Raw genomic sequence first — 20,386 nt, forward strand, 5'->3', positions numbered from 1 at the left:
TTCCCGTTATTTTAACTATAGTTCATCAGAACTGCGATTACAATAAAGATAATCTGTAATACGAAGAACACTGCAAAAATCGGCAGGAAGAATCTATACCATTTGCCCATAGGAATTTTTGCAATACCACACATAATTGTACAGGACGCTGTCGGCCATAACAGATTGGAGAATCCATCACCAAACTGATAAGCAAGCACTGCAATCTGTCTGTTTAGATCAGACAGGTCTGCCAGCGGAATCATAATCGGCATAATTGCTGCCGCCTGACCGCTGCCCGATGGGATAAAGAAATTCAGGACATTCTGCACAATCAGCATTGCAATACCTGTTCCCCATGCTGGAAGTCCATCCATCATGCTGTTCATACCGTGAATTACAGTATCAATAATCACTCCGTTCTGCATGATAACCAGAATTGCTCTGGACATACCTACTACGACCATTGCAACTGTCATTTCTGACAACGATGTAATCAAATCTGCGCAGATACCCTCTGCTCTTTTGCCTCCGATGATAGAAGAAATGATACCGGAAATGATAAATACAGCGCTCATTTCATTGATATACCAGCCCAGTTCTAAAGAGCCATATACAATGGTTGCGACTGTAACAACCATACCAAGCATAATAATTTTGTGTTTGCCTGTAAACTTCATGGTTTCATCACGTTCAACCTGGAAAGCAGAGTAATCCATGCCGTAAAGCAGACTCTTCGTTGGGTCCTTCTTAATTTTTAGAGCATATCTCATCACCAGCGCCACAGCAACCAGATAGAATACCACAAAGATGAGCCATCTGTATCCTAAGCCGGAGAACATCTTCAGCTGCCCAAACGTCTGTGCAATACCGATGGTAAACGGATTTGTCGTTGCAGAGGCAAAGCCGACTGCCACTGCCATACCTGACATGCACATTCCCACGATTGCATCATAACCCAGCGCAATGGCAAGCGCAACGAAAATCGGAATCAGCCCATATACAGTCTCAAATTCGCCATAAGTAGATCCCGCTAATGCAAAAACCAACATAACGATAGGAACAAATAATTTGCTGTCCTTTGCCCTGCCGTTAAGAAGCGTGTTAATCATCGCTGTAAAAGCACCAGTCTGCATGACAGAATATACCCAGAAATATCCGAATAAAATCAGGAAGATAATCTGTGCACCGTTGATAAAGCCTTCCTGAATTGCTACGAACAGTTTGAACGGATTGACTGGGCTCTAATCAACATAAGCAAAACTTCCCCCATCTACAACGTTATAGCCCGTTGCCTCATCCAGCACATACTCATACTGACCTGCTGGTACAATGTAGGTTAAGATAGTTACCACTACAATGATGGAAAACAGCATTAATGTACTGCTCGGAAATTGAAATTTCTTCTTCTTGTCATTTAATGTCGGCATTTCATAAACCTCTCTTTCTTTCTATAAATAAAATAATTGCGCTCGGCAGATTATATTCGATATAAATTATAAAATATATTATATTTTCTACCGAGATGAGTATATTATATATAAAACTTTTTCTTCTGTCAATAGGTCATATCTGATTTTTCAGATAAATTCGCGTTTCTTGTCGAATTCTATTGACGAAAGATTCCAGCCGTTATATATTATATATAAGCGTTAGAATTTTGAGAGGAAACCATACATGGAAAGATTTAAAACATTAAAAGACCACGTCTATGACTATATCGCCGAGCAAATACGTGATGGCGCCCTTCTCCCCGATAAACGTGTCAACGAGAATGTGATCTGTGAAGAACTGAATATCAGCCGTACACCTGTCCGCGAAGCCTTAATTCAGCTAGCCGCTGAAGGCGTGCTGGAAAACCGCGCCCGCAAAGGCTTTGTCATCAAAGCGATGAGTCACACCGACATCAAGGAAATTTATGCAGTCATCGGAGTCCTCGATGGCTACGCAGCAAAATTATCCTGTGACAATTTAACAGAACAGGATTATGCCGATATGGCTTTTTATATAGACGCAATGGAGCTTGCTATCAACTCTGGCAATTACGAGATGTATTACAAACAGCAAACCACCTTCCACCAGCTATATATCAATAAATGCGGCAACAATACCCTAATCGATACAATTGCTAAAACAAAGAACAAACTATTGAAAAAAACTTATATCGATGACAACGATTAGACCCTGAAAGAAGTGTTTGCAAAGACTAATAATGAACATCGTAAAATTCTGGAATTGTTCAAAGCAAATGACACGGAAACTTTGTTCCACTATATTGCCGACACTCACTGGATGCCGGACTACGCAACCTATGATATGATTGTATAAGCATTATAACTAAAAAAGATGTCACGTTGGCGTAAAATTGCCTGCCTGACATCTTTTAGTTTGTAGAAAACCGCCAAAAAAAAAATGTCAATTCAATCCTTGACATTTCTTCTCTTATCCAAGAATAAACAGGGAAAAAACCTCGCAATGTAAACTATAAACCACCATACAGAAAAAACTTCTCCGTATTAAATTTTTCCCTGTTCATTTTGAACTATTTTTATTATAATCCTTTTTCCGCAAAAGTAAATACCTATGAGTGAAATTATTTATGATAAGTTTCATTCCTCATAATTTTAAAACTTCTATACACCTGTTCCAGCAGAATCACCCGCATCATCTGGTGCGGAAAAGTCATCTCAGAAAAGGAAAGTTTAAAATCAGCCCTCCTGCTTACTTCATCGGAAAGTCCCAAACTGCCGCCAATAACAAAGGCGATATTACTGTCGCCGGAAAGGCCCAGTTTTTCTATCTTTTCCGCTAATTTTTCAGAGGAAAGCATTTTCCCTTTGACTTCCAACGTAATCACATACATGTTTTCCTTAATCCGCCTCAGGATTTCCTTCCCTTCGGCGTCCTTTACAGCCAGCTCCTCGGCAGCACCAGCTTTATCAGGAAGTCTGGACTCCTTTAACTCCAGGATTTCCAGACTGCAATAGCTGCGAAGCCTTTTGCTGTACTCCTCTACAGCCTGACTCCAGTATTTTTCTTTTAATTTACCAATACAGATAACCGTAATGTTCATATACTATATTTCCATCTCTTTTCCAATCTCGTCTCTTTTGGCAATATCTAACATCAAATCTTTGTCTATGTAAAAATCCTCTTCAAATAAAATGTTGCGAATGGTTAGATATGCCTGTCCCGGCGTATTATTTTCCTTGCTTAAATGCGCCAGCACCACCTGCGGTATTTTTGCGCAGCCCTTTTCTTTCCGTGCCCGCAGCATTTCGCAAAGGCATTGCCCTGCCGCCTCGTTGGAAAGATGTCCTTCATCACCCAAAATTCTTCGTTTCAAATAATATGGATATGCCCCCATCTTCAGAATATTCACCTCATGATTGGCTTCCAAAACCAGCAGGTCTGCTTTCTCAATATGTAAGAAAATTTCCTCGGAAATGTATCCAGTATCAGTCACAATGGTCAGCTGTCTTCCCTGGTGAATCAACGAATAACCAAAAGGCTCTGCCGCATCATGGGAAAGCCGAAAAGGAACTACGGTAATATCTCCAATCTGGAAACGCTCTGCAGCTCCAACTGCCCTTGCTCTGTCACCATCAATCTTATCCATAACCTCCGCCAACGTGCCCGCGGAGCCGCAGACTCTGGCATTGACCGCTTTCTTGCTTAGCATTTTCAGACTCCTGACATGGTCCATATGCTCATGGGTTACCAAAATTGCGTCTACTTCCTCCGCCTTTAAATTGAGCAAAGAAAGCCCCTCAAAAATTCGCTTGCCGGTAATGCCCACATCTATTAAAATTGTCGTATTTTCACTTCTTGCCAGATAGCAGTTGCCGGAACTGCCGCTGGCAAAGGAATAAAACTGAAACGCCATCTCTTACCTCTTCCATATAAAAATCACAAAACTTATTTTATCATGTTTTTGCGGATAGCGCCATATCTAATTCCTGCACTAGCACCATTGCCAGTACAGTGGCTTAACCTAAAATAGGTCTTTTTGAAAAAAATGTATAAGCGAATTCGCAAATCTTAACCCAGAAATCGAAATAATAGAAAATATGTATAAAAAGATAGGAGCAGTAAGCTTGAGCACGCATGATTCCTTGATTTTTGTCCTCAAATCCTGCATTTTTCGCAAGATTTCCCTAAACAAATTTCAAATCTTGCATATTACGCAAGTCCTGCAGTCCCCTGCCATAGCACGTTTATACATATTTTTTTGAAAACCGCAATTTAGGTTAAATCTGCTTCTTCTCCCTCATTATAGCACACTTTTTCACCGCCACAAAAATTTTCCGTTGTACTTTTTAACAAAATAAGGCATAATAGTATGTGTAAAAAATTACAAAGGGGATACCAATGATGATTTTGAGAATTTACACAGACGGCGGCTGTTCAGGAAATCAGAGCAGTGAGAACGCCGGCGGCTGGGGTGCCATTTTAGAATTTGGCGAACACAAGAAAGAAATGTTCGGTGGTGAAGCAAATACCACCAACAACCGCATGGAACTGACCGCAGTCATAGAGGCATTTAAAGCGCTCAACAAAGATGGGCAGACTGTAGAAGTTTTCTCCGACAGCGCTTATGTTTCCAACTGTTTTCGCGAAAAATGGTACGAAAGCTGGGAGAAGAATAAATGGCGCAACGCCGCCAAGAAATCTGTAGAAAATCAGGATTTGTGGAAAGAGCTTCTGGCGCTGGTGCGAAAGCACGATGTGAAATTTTTCCGCGTGAAGGGGCATGTTAACCTGAACAGCAAAGCTACAGACTTTGATAAACTTTACACGAAATTCGTCGGCTGGAACGGAAGCCGTTTTTCCTTCGACGATTTCAAATATATCACTGCGATGAACAACCGTGCCGATGAGCTGGCAAACATGGGAATCAGTCGCATCAAAGGAGAATCTTAAAATGGAAAGAAAAGTAGGAACAGTATCCAGAGGGCTTAGAGCTCCCATCATAAAAGAGGGCGAGGACCTCGCCCAGATTGTCATCGACACTGTCATGGATGCGGCAGCAGCTGGTGAATTTACTATACAGGACAGAGACATCCTTGCCGTAACAGAATCCATTCTGGCAAGAGCACAGGCAAACTACGCTACCACTGATCAGATTGCTGCAGACGTAAAGGCAAAGCTCGGCGGAGAAACCATCGGCGTTATCTTCCCGATTCTCTCAAGAAACAGATTTGCAATCTGTCTACGCGGTATCGCAAAAGGTGCAAAGAAAGTTGTACTGATGCTCAGCTATCCTTCTGACGAAGTAGGCAACCATCTGGTTGACATCGACCTTCTGGATAAAAAAGGAATCAACCCGTACTCCGATGTGCTGACACAGGTACAGTTTGAGGAGCTGTTCGGAAAATCCAGACATACCTTCACCGGTATGGACTATGTGAATTACTATAAAGATCTTATCGAGGAAGAAGGTGCAGAAGCCGAGGTCATCTTCTCCAACAACCCAAAATCCGTTCTGGATTATACCAAAAAAGTACTGACCTGTGACATCCACACCAGAGCAAGATCCAAGAGACTGCTCAAAGAAGCCGGCGCAGAAGTGGTGCTGGGTATGGACGATATATTGACTGCAAGCGTAGACGGAAGCGGTTACAATGATAAATACGGTCTGCTCGGTTCTAACAAAGCAACCGAAAACAGCGTTAAACTCTTCCCGATTCACTGTCAGGAATTTGTTGACGGCATTCAGAAAAAAATCAATGTCCTGACCGGTAAAACTGTAGAAGTTATGGTCTACGGCGATGGCGCATTCAAAGACCCTGTAGGAAAAATTTGGGAACTGGCTGACCCTATCGTATCTCCAGGATACACAAAAGGTCTTGACGGTACACCAAACGAAGTAAAACTGAAATATCTTGCCGACAATGAATTTGCTGATTTAAAAGGCGATGAACTGAAAGATGCAATCAGCGAATACATAAAGAACAAGGATGCAGAACTGGGTGATTCCATGGTAGCAGAAGGCACCACGCCTAGAAGACTGACCGACCTGATTGGTTCTTTATGTGACTTAACCAGCGGCAGCGGCGACAAAGGCACACCGTTTATCTACATTCAGGGTTATTTTGACAACTATACGAACTAAAAAAGTGGCGGCTTTACCGGATGAAATCCGGTCAAAGCCGCTTTTGTTATACCTTCTACTTTATAAATTTTGATACTATCTCACAAGGCAACCAGAAGAAAGCCTAATACTAAATTTGGCCAGCATTAGGTTTTGCAGGATGCGGTATTTTCATAATAGCGTTTGCCAAACTCTTTCAGAATCCAGGTTTTTTCCTGCCTGACTCACACCCTTTAATACCAGGAATCATAAAATCCGCTCCAACTTGTTTAGTGCATAATTTCAGCAAAAACATCCAAAATATGCACATCAGAGTGCATATAATCAAGAAAAATTTCTAAAATATGCATTTTCAGACCTGTTTTCTCTGATTTCAAGACTTTCTATCATCAGAATTTGCATATATCCATTATTTTTTCCAAAAATATGCACGTCATACGAAGAAAATGTGCATATTTCAGAGAAAAACTTCAATTTTATGCACAAACAGCGCGCGGGCTGGCACAAGAAGTCACGTTGTACGTTGTACTTCGCCAGTTCGCGCGCCACCCAAAGCCTACAGAATATTAATGGTCTTTCTCAAGTTTGGCTTAATCTTTACAGCGGTTGCCTCTTCAGTGTGATCTTCAAATTCCTCTGGTGCGTCTTCGTAGCGAATCATGTTTCCGCTTCCGCCAACGCAGCCGCCGACACAAGCCATACCTTCGATAAAGTTATTCGGCAGAAGTCCCTTGCTTGCGCGCATTAACGCCTTTCTGCACTCCTCGATGCCAGAGCAGGAAATCGGATTAAATTCAAAGTCCTGCACATCCAGTTCTTTCAGTGCCTGAGTTACAGCCTCAGCAAGACCGCCGCTTCTCGCAAAGATTCTGCCGTAGTAAGTCGCCTGATTCCATTCGGTCTCTTCCTGCTCCTTCAGGATAATATCCTTACTGTCGAAGAGCGCCTGCAGTTCCTCAAAGGTAATAGCATAATCTACATATTTGCTGATTTCCGGTTTTCTGACCTCAGATTTCTTTGCGATACAAGGACCGATAAATACGATGGTATATTCCGGATGCCCTTCCTTTAAGAACTTTGCAAGCTCTGCCATCGGCGAATAGTTATGAGAAATCTTGTCCACCATATCCGGGAACTTAGTTTCTATGTATTTTACAAAAGCAGGGCAGCAGGAAGATGTCAGAAATCCTTTTTCTACAAGTTCCTGTCCCTCTTTAATGGATACCATGTCCGCACCCAGCGCAACTTCCAGCACTTCCGCGAAACCCAGCTTATGAATGCCGGTAATCACTTGTCCCAATTTTGCATATAAAAACTGGCTGCCGATGGACGGTGCTACGATTGCAACCGTTGGATTATTGGAATCCTTTCTGGTGCTTTCCTTCAGACAGTTGATAACATCCACAATGCTGGACACATCAACCGTTGCTCCAAACGGGCAGTGGTAAACGCAGGAACCGCAGCTGATGCATTTTTCGTAATCGATAGAAGCTTCTCCTCCCGGACCCATAGAAATTGCACCTACTTTGCAGGCAATCTCACACGGTCTCTGGAAATTATGAATCGCGCTGTATTTACAAGCTGTAGCGCAGCGCCCGCAGTCAACGCACTTAGTCTTATCAATTTTGGCATGATGATTTTCATCGATAGTGATTGCCTTTAATTTACAAGCTTCAATACACCCGTGAGCAAGACAGCCTCTGCACAGGTCAGTTACAACGTATCCTGCTTCCGGACATTCATCGCAGGCAATATCAATTACCTGCACCACATTAGAATTCTTTCTGCTGCCGCCGATGGCAAGACGCATACGCTCCGCAACGACTGCCCTATCCTTGTAAATGCAGCAACGCTGCGGCGGCTCATCCTTTGGAATAATTTTGCTGGCAACTTCGTTAAACTCTGCAAACACGTCATTTCCTTTCCATGTCTGTACTGCTACCTCACGAAGTACCTTGTACTTTGTTTCCTGTACTTTGTTGTCAAATAACTTCACGTATGACCTCCTACTTAATTAATATTGCTGATATCCAGATCTTCATCTGAAATGTATTTATAATTTTCTCTGTTCATTATATCATAAATCGCTGGCACAATATACAGCGTTGTTAAAGTTGCATAAACAAGTCCGCCGATACAAACAAGGGCCACCGGCTGCATCATATCAGTTCCTGTTGAGTTTCCAAATGCCATGACAATCAAGCCCAAAATCGTAGTCAGCGATGTCATGAGAATCGGACGCATACGAGTCATACCCGCTTCGACGATGGCATCTCTCTTGGATGCACCACCTGCACGCAGTTGATTGATGTAGTCCACCAGCACAATGCCGTTATTTACGATAATACCCGTCAGCATAACCATACCAATCATGGCGATGACACTGATTTCCTTGCCGAAAATCAGCAGTGCCAGTAAACCTCCCGTAAATGCCAGCGGAATGGTGAACATAATGATAAACGGTGATTTCAGTGACTGGAACTGCGCCACCATAATCAGGTATACGAAGACAATTCCCAGAAGCAACATAAGCACTAAATCACTCATAGCATCCATGATTTCTTCGTTTTCACCGTCAAACTCGATGGTTGCTCCTTCCGGCAGCTTGTAATCTGCTACAGCCTGCTTCGCCGCGTCCGTCACCTTCGTGATATTGTAGCCTTCCTGCAAACTCGCCGATACCGTTAAAAATCTGCTCTGGTTGTCTCGGTTGATAGCTTTTAAGGTTTCCTTTTCCGTCAAATCCGCAATGTCGGAAAGCTTCACTTCCTTTTCAATGCCTGCGCTGTCGGTCACCGTTAGAGTCAGATTTCTGATATCCTTTGTTGTCAGCTGGCTTTTCTGCTCAGAAGAAACAATCACGTCATAATTGTCGTCCTGCCATGTCACAGTAGTTGCCGTATCCTCATAGGTCATAGCATCCACGATAGCCGCGTAAACCTGCGCAACTGTAAGACCTTCCTTCATTGCAGCAGTTTTCTTTACTGTAAAGTGGTACTCTTTGTCAGATTCCTGCACACCACTTTCAACTTCTTCGATTCCTTCAACAGTTTCCAAAACGTCAGTGATTCCGTGAGCCGCTTCCTGCAGATTATCAAGATCACCGCTGTAGACTTTGATGGAAACCCCTGCGCCACCCATGGCAGTGGTAAAGTCGCCCATGGAAGAGCCAGAGGCAGTAACCTCTGCTTCCATATCTTCGCAAAGGCTGTTAATTTCTGCTGCAATGGCACTGCTGTCAGTCTCACTTTCCGCCTCCAGCATAATATACAGGGATACGGACTGCTCTGAGGAGGAATTTCCCATCATGCTGTCGCCGCCCATCATTGCACCAACTGTTTCTACGCCGTTCACGTTCTGAATCCGCTTGATAGCCTCGTCTGCCTGTTCTTTGGTTTCCTCTAAGGTGCTGCCCTTCGGCATTGTTACCGTTGCTTGAATCTGCGGCGAACTCATCTCCGGCATGAATATAAATCCTTTTGACAGGCTCATATATACACTACCTGCCAAAAGTACTACTGCAAGAAGAAGTACCGGTAACTTATGACGCAGCACAAAGGTAACGGACTGCTTATATTTTTCCAGAACTGCAAGGAAAAAATTCCCTTCCGTTTCTCTGGTCTTTACCAGTAATTTAGAGGCCATAGCCGGTACTAAAGTCAGTGCAATAATCAAACTAGCTGCCAAGGTATATGTCACTGTCAGCGCCATATCGGTAAATAGCTGTTTAGTAAGTCCATCCGTAAAGATAATCGGCACAAATACACAGACCGTTGTCAACGTTGACGCCGTAATAGCAGCACCCACCTGTTTTGCACCTGCCACTGCTGCCTTTGGAGCAGGAACCCCCTGCCGCCGCAGACGAACGATATTTTCAATCACAACAACGGAGTTGTCGACCAGCATTCCTACAGACACTGCAAGCCCTGACATAGAAATCAGGTTGATGGAAATGCCGGAGAAATACATTAAAAGTATAGCAAATATGATACTGATTGGAATGCTGCACAGCGTAATCAATGTCGGCTTGATTCCTCGGAGGAACAGGAACAACACGATAATCGCAAAGAGCGCACCCCAAAGCAAACTACTCAAAATAGAAGTTACAACCAGCTTTATGTAATCACCCTGATCCATCAGCGTTGTAAAATGCAGACCTTCGTATTCCTCGGCAAGCTGATCAAACTTTTCCTGCAAATTTTCGCAGGTCTCCGCCGTCGCAAAATTCGACTGTTTTGAGAAAGTCAGCACAATGCCATCTTCCCCATTAATCTTTGCATAAAGGTCCTCGCTGTTATCGCTGATGAATACATCAGCAACATCCTTGACGTAAACCTTTCCTACGCTGTCCACACCGGAATCAAAGAGGAACAGATTCTTTGCCTGCTTCTCTGTGGTTATTTGATCGCCTACGCTGAGCAGCACATTATTCCCATTTTCCACGATATAGCCAGCCGGCATGGAAAAGTTCTGCGCTTGCAAAATGCCGGAAATCATATCAGTCGTAATTTTATCTCCGATATTGGCGCTTTCTCGCGCTTTGCTGGACTGAGAATCCAGCTGCACCTGTGCAGATTTTAACTGCTTATCCGCTTCGGAAAGCTGCGAACTTGTCTTTTCAAGCTGTTTTTCATTCTTTGCAAGCTCCGCTTCCGCCGTTTTAAGGGCAGCCGCCTGCTTTTCATACTCGCCCTCCGGCAGAAAATCCTTGCCTGCTTCCAGCTGTTCTTTTGCCTTTTTAAGTTCTTCCTTACCTTCGGCAATCTGGTTCTTTCCCTCTTCCAGCTTTTTCTTGCCGTCGGTCACCTTAGCCTTCTGGCTGTCCAGCTGGTTCTGGGCATCGGCAAGCTGACTGTTGACTGACGCTAAAATCTTGTTGTTCAGTTTGTCAATCTTGTCCTGACTGATGACAACGTTTACTTTTTCTTCCAGAATCCCGGAGGAATTTATGCTTGCAACACCAGCAGTTCCCTCTAATCTATTCAAAAGCGTATCACTGACAAAAGCGGATAACTCCGCTCTTTCTTTTCCTTCATAATCTACTGCAGCAACACTGACTGGAATCATGTTGGGATTAATTTTCATAATCGTGGTAGAACCTACCCCATCATCAAAGCTACCCTCCACCAGATTGATTTTCTGTAAAATATCTGAAGAAACAGTATCCATATTCACACTATTTTCAAATTCCAGAACTACCATAGCATAGTTAGCATTGGAAACAGATTGTACACTTTTTATATCCGTCAAAGTTGCCAGACTCTGCTCCATAGGTCTGGTTACTCCGGTTTCCACCTTTTCCGGTGTCGCACCCGGATACGGCGTTACAACCACTACATACGGCATATCGATATCCGGAAACAAATCTGGCGTCATCTTCGTATATGATACGATTCCCGTCATTAAAATAAGGATGACTGCAACAAAAACCGTAAATGGCTTTTTAACGCTAAATCTCGACATGTTTTTCCCTTTCTTATACCCAAATTTTAAGGCTTTGTCTCAAAAAACGACACTCAGCCACAACTTAAAATTATATATGGCAGAGTGTCTATTGTCAATGAAATCAACCGTTCTTTCAGTAAAATTCGCACAAAGTTCACATAAAAAAACTTATTTTTTCTGTGATATTTTCCAAACTGCATCAACGGCCCTTTTGATGTCCTTTCCCGTGTTGAATGGTCCAACACTAAGTCGAACGGCACCGGTATCCCAAGTTCCAATCGTTCTGTGCGCAAGGCCTGCACAGTGATAGCCGCTTCTGACTGCAATTCCAAACTCCCTGTTCAGTCTGTCTGCAACTTCCTCGCACTCAATGCCGCGAATATTGAACAAGCTGATTCCTGTCTTCTGCTCCGACACCGGCCCATATAAATCTACACAATTCATATTGCGAATCGCATTGTCAAATTGACAAATCAGCTGTCTTTCATGGTACGCAATAGCGTGAATTCCCACTTTTTCCACTACTGATGCCGCATATCCCAGCCCTATGATTCCCGGTGCATTGACAGTCCCCGCTTCAAAGCCTTCCGGAAAGTCCGCAGGCTGCAGTCTGCTTCTTGATTCTGTTCCGGTTCCTCCGTAAAGCAGCGGCTGCAGTTCTATTTCCTCGGAAACATAAAGACATCCGGTGCCAAGAGGTCCAAGCAATCCTTTATGCCCAGGAAAAGCCATCATGGAAATTCCCAGTTCCTCCACGTTCAAAGGCATACAGCCCGCAGCCTGGGCAGCGTCCAAAAGCAGCGGAATTCCTTTTTCTTTGGCAATCCCGGCAACCTCTTTGATTGGCATGATACTTCCTGTCACGTTGGATGCCGCCGTCATCACAATAAGTCTCGTCTTTTCTGTGATGGCATTTCCTATCGCCTGCCCGCTCACACACCCCTCTATATTTCCACATACAATGGAGTGCTGCACCCCTCTATCTTCCAGCGCCTTCAAAGGTCTCAGCACTGAGTTATGTTCCATGGAGGTGGTGACAACGTGATCCCCATTGCGCAAGAATCCGTACATTGCCAGATTCAAACTCTCCGTGGTATTTTTTGTAAATAACAGTCTGCCTGGATTTTTAATACTAAAAAGCTTTGCCACCTGTTTTCTTGCCTCATAAATCTTTTCCCCTGTCTTCATGGACATAGCATGACCTGACCTGCCTGGATTTCCGCAATAATGCAGCATGCAGTCTTCCATTATATAGGTCATACCCTTTGGTTTGGGAAATGACGTTGCTCCATTGTCAAGATATATCATCCGTTTCACCCCGCAAAAAAAATAATGGAGGATTTTATCTCCTCCATTATCTTATTCCGCGTGTCTATGCAATGTGTGTGTTTTTTTAAATTTTTTCATTTCCATGATACCATCTACCAATTCCGGAAAATATCTCACCCAATAAACTAGCAAAAATACCATATGAATCCAAGACGGCAGCCGTTTTATGAACACCACCAGCAGCGGATTCAATTGCAAAATCAATATCCATGCACCGAAACCTGCCAAAATTGGATAGTACCATTTTAAGTGAATCACCTTTGCACCGCAAAATCCATTAATCACAAGGGCGCTCAAAAGCCACATTACAAGCCCCACAGCAATTCCCAAAACGAAAATGCTGATAAAAGAGACCGTCGGATTCAGCGTAAAATTCTCTTCAAGAAAAGCATTTCCATATAGAATTCCAAGGGCACCAAAGCCAAAAGCGCTCAAATAAGGTCCGTAGCAAACTCCCCTATTCTGAAAGCCTTTGTTTTGCAGCGCAAACAGAAACACTTCAAAAATCCATCCCGCAATGCTGTAAATTGAAAACAAAAGTAAAATTTCGTATAGCTGATAGTCCATTTCTCTACTCTCCGTGTGATATGATACCGCTGCCGCTGATTGGAATCACTTCTCCCCCCAGCACCGATTCCGGTTTCCCCATAACCTTAAAGTAATCCTTCACTCGTGCCATAACTTCCCTAATCTCTCTCATAGGCTGCCCCGCATAAGTAAACTGATCTGAAGCAGCGCCAAATACATCCAGGCCCAGTTCATCACCGATATACAGTGCTCTGTATTCATGATAGGTCTGGGTCACTACAATGATAGTTTGTGCCGAAAAAATGTCCTTTGCCCGGTACATGGAGTCATAAGTGGAAAATCCCGCATGGTCACAGAAAATGTCTTCTTCCGGCACACCGGCTTTCTTTACATAATTCAGCATGACATGAATCTCATTATGACTTTCCGTTCCGTTGTCGCCGGAAAGAAGAATCTTCGGCGCAACGCCCTCCTGGTAAAGCATAATGCCCAAGTCCAGTCTGTCCTTTAACATCGGCGTCGGCGTTTCGTCATCTTTAATTCCCGCGCCCAGCACTAAAATGCAGTCTGCGCCTTTATCCTTAAGTCTCTCGATATCCGAAGAAGCAAGCACAGACTCCTCCTCAGTAACGGCGCACAGGATATTATCCTTCTGCGATTTTACGATATGGTTATTTATAGTCATACTGGCAATTCCGATGATGCAGCCAAGGGCGATGACTGCAAAAATACATCTGCCTATGAATTTCTTAATTTTACTCACCTCTTGTATATGGTTTTTGCAAAAAACTGAAAAATATGTTACAATCGTTTATAGTATAACATATGGGACTATATATTATCAATAACAGCCGTTGCGGCAGGAGCTCTACAAAATGAAAAAATTTCTTATTTCAACTGAAAATCCTTACGAAGTCTTAATCGGCGAAGCTTTACTCAAGGACGCAGGTGCTTATATCAGCACTTGTATTCCTCCTTGCCATCTTTGCATTATTACAGACAGCACGGTCAACAGTATTTATTCCCAGGTCATCATGACATCATTAATGGAGCACGGATACCGCACCTCCAAAGTAGTTTTTCCTGCAGGCGAACATTCCAAGAATTTGAACACTTACTCCAATATCCTGGAAGCTATGGCGGACGAAAGTCTCAACCGCTCCGACGGCATTATCGCCCTCGGCGGCGGCGTTGTCGGCGATATGGCAGGCTTTGTTGCTGCCACCTATATGCGCGGCATTCCGTACATTCAAATCCCGACCACTTATATGTCTGCGATAGATGCTGCTGTCGGCGGCAAAACGGGCATCAATCTGCTCTCCGGAAAAAATCTGGTCGGTGCTATCTGGCAGCCTTCCCTGGTACTGTGCGACTACAAAACCTTTGACAGTCTGCCGCCTTCCAAACTACAGGACGGTGTTGCGGAAGCCATTAAATGTGCTGTCGTTGCAGAGTCCTCTCTGATTGAACATATTAAAGCACAAGATTACGAATACGTCATTGAACGCTGTGTTTCCATCAAAAAATCCGTTGTCGAAGCTGATGAACGGGACATGGGTCTGCGCCAGATTCTCAACTTCGGTCATACGATTGGGCACGGTCTTGAAAAACTCAGTGCTTTTTCCATACCTCACGGAAAAGCCATTGCAAAAGGCATGGTCGTAGAAGCGAAAGCAGCTTTCAGGCAAGGTCTCACCAATGTAGATATCAGCGGCGATCTGACCGAAATTCTCACCAATCTCGGCTTCGATTTGTCTGTCGATTATCCCCTCGAGGATTTATACCGTTTCGCCTTGATGGACAAAAAAATCAGCGGTGACAAGATTACCATGATTATTCCCGAATCCATTGGAAAATGCAGACTTCAGAAGATTTCCCTTTCAGAGCTTCACAAGTTCATAGAGCTGGGTCTGCAGCCATAAATACGATTTAAAGTATATAAAGAGCGTGAGTCACTGACAATACACGCTCTTTTCTTTTAACTTCTTATTAGGTGATACAGACTTATTTGCTGTCTTTTCCCGCAAAAAATTCTTCTCTCAGCATGGAAAACACCATCGAATCACGCAGACTTCCATCATAGATTTTATAGTATCTGCGAATGGTACCCTCATAGGTAAAGCCACACTTTTCAATAATACGCTGAGAACGCCTGTTGACTCTGCTGGTACAGATTCCAACCTGATCCAGTCCCAGCTCCTCAAAGGCAAAACGAAGCACTTCCTTTGCCGCCTCTGTCATATATCCTTTGCCCCAGTGTTCCTCCGCCAGATTATATCCCAGTTCCCTGCTGTTAGCCTCAGGTCTGATATTATCTGGCTCCAGCGCAATAACGCCGACCACTCTGTCATCGCCTTTAATACAAATCGCCCAAGCTTCAGGCGGCATAAAAATTTCCTCTATAATTTTTCTGGAATCTTCCACGCTTTTATGAGGCGCCCAGCCTGCAGGCGGTCCTACGTTAGGATTGCTCGCATAAGCATACACATCTTCTGCGTCTTCAGGGGTAAACATTCTAAGGTTCAGTCGTTCTGTTTCCAAAGATTTCATGGTTTTCCTCCGTTCGCGTTTACTCTGTAGTACTGATAATTTCTTTATTAGACTTATCTATCTGGCTGACCTTCATATTTTCTGCGTCAGCAGGGTCAACTTCCTCCTGCAGTCCCAGAAGACTCGGTCCAAGATAAATGGTTCTCAAGGTTTCTCCGTTAAGGGTTACCTTGCTGTATTCCGTAAAGTTCTGTCCTTTAATGTAATACTTTCCACCGATATTGACTACCCTATCAATTTTGATTTTCTTTACACCCAGAGTCATTTTGGCCCTTTCAAACGGATTTTCTCCGCCGTAAATATAGCCTTTTCCATAGTACATATCATACCCCAGCGCTTTCAGATTATCCAGATAATCTGCTGCATCATGGTCTTTTGTCTGATGATACTTTACAGTAGTTCCGGTATGAATATCTACCCGGTTCAAAACTTCTGCTGCAAGCTGATATGCCGCTAAATTTTTATCCCTTTTTTCCATCGGGAAATTGCTCCACATGATATATTCCGTTTGGTACAGATTGTCCTCGGCATAAATATCTTCCGTTATATCCAGTGCCGGAATATGGTCACCGTACATAACCAGAATTACGTCCTCATCATAAGCTTCAAGGGCTTCCGTCAGTTCCTTAATGAACAAATCCATCTCATAAATCTGATTGACATAGTACTCATACTGCCATTTGATATCTTCATTCGGCGCATCCGTGACCTGGATTTTTGGATTCTTGATGATCTGCTCAGTCGGATATTTTCCATGTCCCTGTACGGAAATGGTATAGATATAATCTCTTTCCTCAGACAGCTCCATGGTTTCCAGAATTTGTTCCGTCAATATGCTATCCTTCGCCCAGTTTTTCGGCGTTTTCGGCACGTCACTCATGTATTCCAGTGAAGTAAAGCTGTCGTAACCGATATTGGCAAACACATCATTTCTGTTATAGAAAAGGGCTCTGTGGTTATGCACCGCATGGGTCTTATAGCCCAAGGATTTTAGGTCAAAGGCAAGGCTCTCCCCGGTCCTCTCTTTCAGAATGGACTTAAACGGATATTCGCCCGGTCCAAAGAACTTAACGCTGATTCCGGTCATCACTTCAAATTCCGTGTTGGCAGTTCCCGCGCCGCAGGCAGGAACGGTGAGTTTGCCAGTGGTATATTTCTGCTTCATTCTGCGGAAGTTCGGTACCGCGTCCGCTGAAAGCTCAATATGCTTAAACATGGATGGATCCACAAAAGATTCCAATTGAAGGAATAGAATATTCGGGTGATTTTCATCCTCGTCACTTTCAACCAGCTTCATGGTACCATCTTCATTGTACTGATCCTTATCAAAGAGGCCCTTAATCATTTTTTCATCGTATCCTGCAGGCTTTGCAATTCCGGTATTGAGCCAAGTGTTCACAAAGCAGTACGGCACACCGTAGTCCTCATAGGCATACGCCAGATTTCCAAAAAAAGTACTCAGTACTCCGATACGAATCAGCCCAAAAGTCATCACAAAGGTCAATGCAATGACTACAACTGCAGCGGTCAGATTCCTCTTCCACTGTATTGGCTCTTTCTTCTTCGGTCCCTTAATCCAAAGAAGTAGCAGCGCTGTTGCCGCCAACAAAATGCCGCCAGCAATAAGAATAATTTCGGTTTTGCTGAAATAATTGGTTAAAATCGTTGCCCCGTCGGCGAGATTGCTCAAATCCTTTACTGTAAACGGTGTCATTCTCTGCATGAGAATAATACCGTTGGTAATGCCGATTCCCATCCATACGATGGTGACCACCGTTACCACAAATACCCTTCGTTTAAAAAGGGTTGCAATAATCAAAGTTGCAAAGATCAGCAGCGTATTATAAAAGAATGCAACCGGACTGTGCAGTAAAAACTCAAAACCTCCAAGACCTTTTCTTGCCAGTGTTTCTATGGCAAAGTTAAGTACAAAAGCCCATACTGCGCAGAAGGCAAAACTGTTTTTTAATCTTTTCTGATAAAATTGCTGCAATTTCTCCATGTTACTATCCCTCACTTTATTTCCCTTTTGCCAGGTGGTTTGCAATCGCTGCAAATTCACTCAATGACAGAGTCTCAGCCCGTCTCTTTTCATCAATCCCAGTGCCTGCCAGACACGTTTTTATCTCTTCCTTTGTAAAATCGCCTAATTGCGATAATGAGTTAGAAAGGGTCTTTCTTCGCTGTCCAAAGCCCGCCTTAATGCAGCGGAAAAACAACTGCTCGTCCACAAGTTCTACCGGCTTTTCCAATCTAAGGTCAAGACGTAGCACCGCTGAATCCACCTTCGGTGCAGGAAAGAACACTTCCTTTGGTACTGTTGCCACTGTCACCACCGTGCAGTAATACTGCACCGCTGCAGATAAAGCGCCGTAAGCCTTGGTGCCTGGCCCAGCCTTGATTCTGTCTGCCACTTCCTTTTGCATCATGATGGTAATGCTGTCCGCCGCTACATGGCTTTCCAAAAGCCCCATGATAATCGGCGTGGTAATATAGTAAGGCAGATTGCCTATAATTTTCGTTTTCTTACAGCCTGAAGCTGCAATAACTGCGTTTAAATCCGCTTTCAGCACATCTTTATTGATAATCTCAATGTTGTCAAACTCCTTCAGCGTATCCCGCAAAATCGGAATTAGATTCCTGTCGATTTCAACAGCGACAACCTTCTTCGCAAGCTGCGCCGCCTCTGCAGTCAAAACACCAATTCCCGGCCCGATTTCGATGACTAAATCCTCATCAGTAATTTCCGTGGCTTCAATAATCTTGTCGATGATGTTCTTGTCAGTCAAGAAATTCTGACCAAGACTTTTTGACAGCTTAAAACCGTATTTATCCTTAATTTCTCGAATGGTCGAGGGTGCATATAATTTCATGTAAGTTCCTTTACTCTCTGATAAAATTCCTCTTTTGTAATGTGAAACTGGTTCAGTTTCCGCAGGAATGTCTTCGTATTTCCATAGCCAATGGAAAGAAGATTCCCAAGCTGTTCTCTCCGCTCCTTAGCCTCCGGCGTTCCCGCCAATCTGCAAGCAGTCAAATCCTCCATGGTAAAAAGCTGCTGAGAATCGGACGCTGTACAGCGCGCGTGTTCCAGCGCTTCTATGATATCTTCAGGTTTTGCATTTTCTACGCCCACATTGCCTTTCTTCAGTGCCTTTCCCTTAGGCAGAAAGGCCTGCTTGCAGCCTGGAAAACGCTCCGCCACTTTTCTTCTAATTTTTTCGCCGGCATAATCCGGATCTGTAAATATAATTATGCCCTGTTCATTATACGCCTTTTCGATGAGAGGCCACATAGAATCCGGCATACCGAAACCGTGCGTTTCAATGGTCATTGCTGACACTGCCCGCCTGATTGCCGCCGTATCGTCTCTGCCCTCTACAATGATAGCCTCTTTAATTGTCTTTTTCGTCGTTTCCATTGCTGTCATCTTTGTCCTGTTCTTTATCTAAAACAAATAAAATTTCTCCCGGTTTAATCATGCGCAGCTGAATTCTCGCCTGTTCTTCAATATATTCCAAATCGTTTACATTTTCAAGTTCAGCTTCCAATGCTTCTTGCTGCTGCAAAAGATTTTGATTTTCTTCCTGCAGGCTTTTTTGCTCTGCCCTCAAATCAAAGACATTTTTTATGGACATTCCAACGACCGCTATTAGTATCACTACTATAACGGTCAGGATTAATCTGCCTTGATTCAGTTTTACTCTTTTTTTCTTTCGGACAGTGCCGGCAGTGCTGACAGTTTCGGCTTTGCCTGTTTCACTTTTTCGCATTTCTGCTTCCGTAAACTGCTTAACTCTCCCTTTTTTCCTCTTCTTCATACCTGTGTACCCAACTTTTAGTTCTCTTTCAGTATACCACAAATGCCTTTTTTCCACAAGAATATGCCGCCTAGCATAGCCGCAAGCCCATACAAAGTCACAACACCATGAGACGCCCTATACAAAAACCTGTAGAACAGAAACGCTGCAAATATCCAAAAAGCAAAGTAGATAACTGTTTGAACCCGCCGTCTGTTTCCGCAGCATTTCATCAAATAATTTCTCGCTTCAAAGGTAATCATGATGCCAATTCCACAGCCGAACATAATCAGCAGCTGAAACAGTTCTCTCTGAATCAGCGCTGTCATTTTCGAAACCTGTCAAAAAGTTTTGTCTTTGCTTTTTTCTTTGTATAGGTCAGCGCTTCAATCTCGCCTGTGGCGACTAACTTCCCCTCTTCCAAATCCAGCACTTCAATATGCAAATTTTTTCCGGAAATTACTAGTCCCTCATCTGCTAAATCAGCCAGAATTGTTTCTTCATCAAATGCATCCACCGCTGTCACTGCGCTCACCATAAGCCGGCTCTTGTTTTCCAGCTCAATCACATGATTTTCCATCGCACAGACCTCCTTTTATTGGTAAGTATATGCCGGAAAATCCGAAATTTTCCCGAAAAGACTTTGCCGCCTGCATTTAGG

Annotated in this window: 20 protein-coding genes; 4 read left to right on the forward strand and 16 right to left on the reverse strand. The window is 43.6% G+C overall.

Annotated features, from left to right (window positions below; all coding sequences use genetic code 11):
• Positions 1 to 11: 11 nt before the first annotated feature.
• Both NFR88_RS05215 and NFR88_RS05220 read right to left on the reverse strand, forming a co-directional pair.
• Positions 12 to 1,202: a YfcC family protein gene (locus NFR88_RS05215; protein ID WP_307726234.1), complete on the reverse strand. Its 1,191-nt coding sequence runs from the start codon at positions 1,200 to 1,202 to the stop codon at positions 12 to 14.
• A 21-nt stretch (positions 1,203 to 1,223) separates the two neighbouring features.
• Complete coding sequence (locus NFR88_RS05220) at positions 1,224 to 1,409, reverse strand: hypothetical protein (RefSeq protein WP_251614007.1); 186 nt, start codon at positions 1,407 to 1,409, stop codon at positions 1,224 to 1,226.
• A 247-nt stretch (positions 1,410 to 1,656) separates the two neighbouring features.
• On the opposite strand from NFR88_RS05220, the gene NFR88_RS05225 reads away from it, so the two are divergent.
• Entirely contained in the window at positions 1,657 to 2,160 is a 504-nt protein-coding gene (locus tag NFR88_RS05225) for a GntR family transcriptional regulator (protein ID WP_251614010.1), read from the forward strand.
• 412 nt (positions 2,161 to 2,572) lie between these two features.
• Here the strand turns inward: NFR88_RS05225 and rlmH are convergent, their stop codons facing one another.
• Positions 2,573 to 3,052 carry a 23S rRNA (pseudouridine(1915)-N(3))-methyltransferase RlmH gene (gene rlmH, locus NFR88_RS05230; protein WP_161908767.1) on the reverse strand — a complete coding sequence of 160 codons (480 nt, stop codon included), beginning with the start codon at positions 3,050 to 3,052 and terminating at the stop codon, positions 2,573 to 2,575.
• A 3-nt stretch (positions 3,053 to 3,055) separates the two neighbouring features.
• The gene (locus tag NFR88_RS05235) at positions 3,056 to 3,865 is read right to left on the reverse strand and encodes an MBL fold metallo-hydrolase (protein ID WP_160200973.1); all 810 of its coding nucleotides are present in this window, start codon (positions 3,863 to 3,865) and stop codon (positions 3,056 to 3,058) included.
• Positions 3,866 to 4,350: 485 nt separating this feature from the next.
• On the opposite strand from NFR88_RS05235, the gene NFR88_RS05240 reads away from it, so the two are divergent.
• Together NFR88_RS05240 and NFR88_RS05245 are read left to right on the forward strand one after the other, a co-directional pair.
• Positions 4,351 to 4,902, forward strand: coding sequence for a ribonuclease H family protein (locus NFR88_RS05240; protein WP_160200974.1), 552 nt, complete (start codon positions 4,351 to 4,353; stop codon positions 4,900 to 4,902).
• A gap of 1 nt (position 4,903) precedes the next feature.
• Entirely contained in the window at positions 4,904 to 6,094 is a 1,191-nt protein-coding gene (locus tag NFR88_RS05245; protein WP_161908770.1) for a coenzyme F420-0:L-glutamate ligase, read from the forward strand.
• 535 nt (positions 6,095 to 6,629) lie between these two features.
• Here NFR88_RS05245 and NFR88_RS05250 read toward each other — a convergent pair.
• The 5 genes from NFR88_RS05250 to NFR88_RS05270 all read right to left on the reverse strand — a co-directional run bounded on the left by NFR88_RS05250 (position 6,630) and on the right by NFR88_RS05270 (position 14,138).
• A complete protein-coding gene (locus NFR88_RS05250) occupies positions 6,630 to 8,069 on the reverse strand; it encodes a monomeric [FeFe] hydrogenase (RefSeq protein WP_160200976.1) in 1,440 nt (479 codons plus the stop codon).
• A 14-nt stretch (positions 8,070 to 8,083) separates the two neighbouring features.
• On the reverse strand, positions 8,084 to 11,536 hold the full coding sequence (locus NFR88_RS05255; protein WP_251614012.1) for an efflux RND transporter permease subunit: 3,453 nt from the start codon (positions 11,534 to 11,536) through the stop codon (positions 8,084 to 8,086).
• Positions 11,537 to 11,686: 150 nt separating this feature from the next.
• Positions 11,687 to 12,826, reverse strand: a complete 1,140-nt coding sequence (locus tag NFR88_RS05260; RefSeq protein WP_160200978.1) for an aminotransferase class V-fold PLP-dependent enzyme — start codon at positions 12,824 to 12,826, stop codon at positions 11,687 to 11,689.
• Between the two features lie 51 nt (positions 12,827 to 12,877).
• Positions 12,878 to 13,414, reverse strand: a complete 537-nt coding sequence (locus NFR88_RS05265; RefSeq protein ID WP_160200979.1) for a putative ABC transporter permease — start codon at positions 13,412 to 13,414, stop codon at positions 12,878 to 12,880.
• A 4-nt stretch (positions 13,415 to 13,418) separates the two neighbouring features.
• Positions 13,419 to 14,138 carry a SanA/YdcF family protein gene (locus tag NFR88_RS05270; protein WP_251614014.1) on the reverse strand — a complete coding sequence of 240 codons (720 nt, stop codon included), beginning with the start codon at positions 14,136 to 14,138 and terminating at the stop codon, positions 13,419 to 13,421.
• 112 nt (positions 14,139 to 14,250) lie between these two features.
• On the opposite strand from NFR88_RS05270, the gene aroB reads away from it, so the two are divergent.
• The gene (gene aroB / locus NFR88_RS05275) at positions 14,251 to 15,297 is read left to right on the forward strand and encodes a 3-dehydroquinate synthase (protein ID WP_160200981.1); all 1,047 of its coding nucleotides are present in this window, start codon (positions 14,251 to 14,253) and stop codon (positions 15,295 to 15,297) included.
• 82 nt (positions 15,298 to 15,379) lie between these two features.
• Here the strand turns inward: aroB and NFR88_RS05280 are convergent, their stop codons facing one another.
• Genes NFR88_RS05280 through NFR88_RS05310 form a run of 7 tightly spaced genes read right to left on the reverse strand, consistent with a single transcriptional unit; the run spans position 15,380 to position 20,305 of the window.
• Positions 15,380 to 15,925 carry a GNAT family N-acetyltransferase gene (locus tag NFR88_RS05280; protein ID WP_160200982.1) on the reverse strand — a complete coding sequence of 182 codons (546 nt, stop codon included), beginning with the start codon at positions 15,923 to 15,925 and terminating at the stop codon, positions 15,380 to 15,382.
• Positions 15,926 to 15,944: 19 nt separating this feature from the next.
• Complete coding sequence (locus NFR88_RS05285; protein ID WP_251614017.1) at positions 15,945 to 17,927, reverse strand: LTA synthase family protein; 1,983 nt, start codon at positions 17,925 to 17,927, stop codon at positions 15,945 to 15,947.
• A 16-nt stretch (positions 17,928 to 17,943) separates the two neighbouring features.
• Positions 17,944 to 18,798, reverse strand: coding sequence for a 16S rRNA (adenine(1518)-N(6)/adenine(1519)-N(6))-dimethyltransferase RsmA (rsmA, locus tag NFR88_RS05290; protein ID WP_160200984.1), 855 nt, complete (start codon positions 18,796 to 18,798; stop codon positions 17,944 to 17,946).
• Complete coding sequence (gene rnmV / locus NFR88_RS05295; protein ID WP_243153689.1) at positions 18,795 to 19,355, reverse strand: ribonuclease M5; 561 nt, start codon at positions 19,353 to 19,355, stop codon at positions 18,795 to 18,797. The genes rsmA and rnmV overlap by 4 nt, the downstream gene beginning before the upstream one ends.
• Positions 19,321 to 19,746 (reverse strand): FtsB family cell division protein, encoded by a 426-nt coding sequence (locus NFR88_RS05300; RefSeq protein WP_160200986.1) that lies wholly within the window; start codon positions 19,744 to 19,746, stop codon positions 19,321 to 19,323. The genes rnmV and NFR88_RS05300 overlap by 35 nt, the downstream gene beginning before the upstream one ends.
• A 17-nt stretch (positions 19,747 to 19,763) precedes the next feature.
• Positions 19,764 to 20,054, reverse strand: a complete 291-nt coding sequence (gene yabQ / locus NFR88_RS05305) for a spore cortex biosynthesis protein YabQ (RefSeq protein ID WP_251614020.1) — start codon at positions 20,052 to 20,054, stop codon at positions 19,764 to 19,766.
• Positions 20,051 to 20,305, reverse strand: coding sequence for a YabP/YqfC family sporulation protein (locus tag NFR88_RS05310; RefSeq protein WP_160200988.1), 255 nt, complete (start codon positions 20,303 to 20,305; stop codon positions 20,051 to 20,053). Before NFR88_RS05310 ends, yabQ begins: the two co-directional genes overlap by 4 nt.
• Positions 20,306 to 20,386: the final 81 nt, after the last annotated feature.

Source organism: Senimuribacter intestinalis (genome assembly GCF_943192965.1).
GTDB lineage: Bacteria > Bacillota > Clostridia > Peptostreptococcales > Anaerovoracaceae > Senimuribacter > Senimuribacter intestinalis.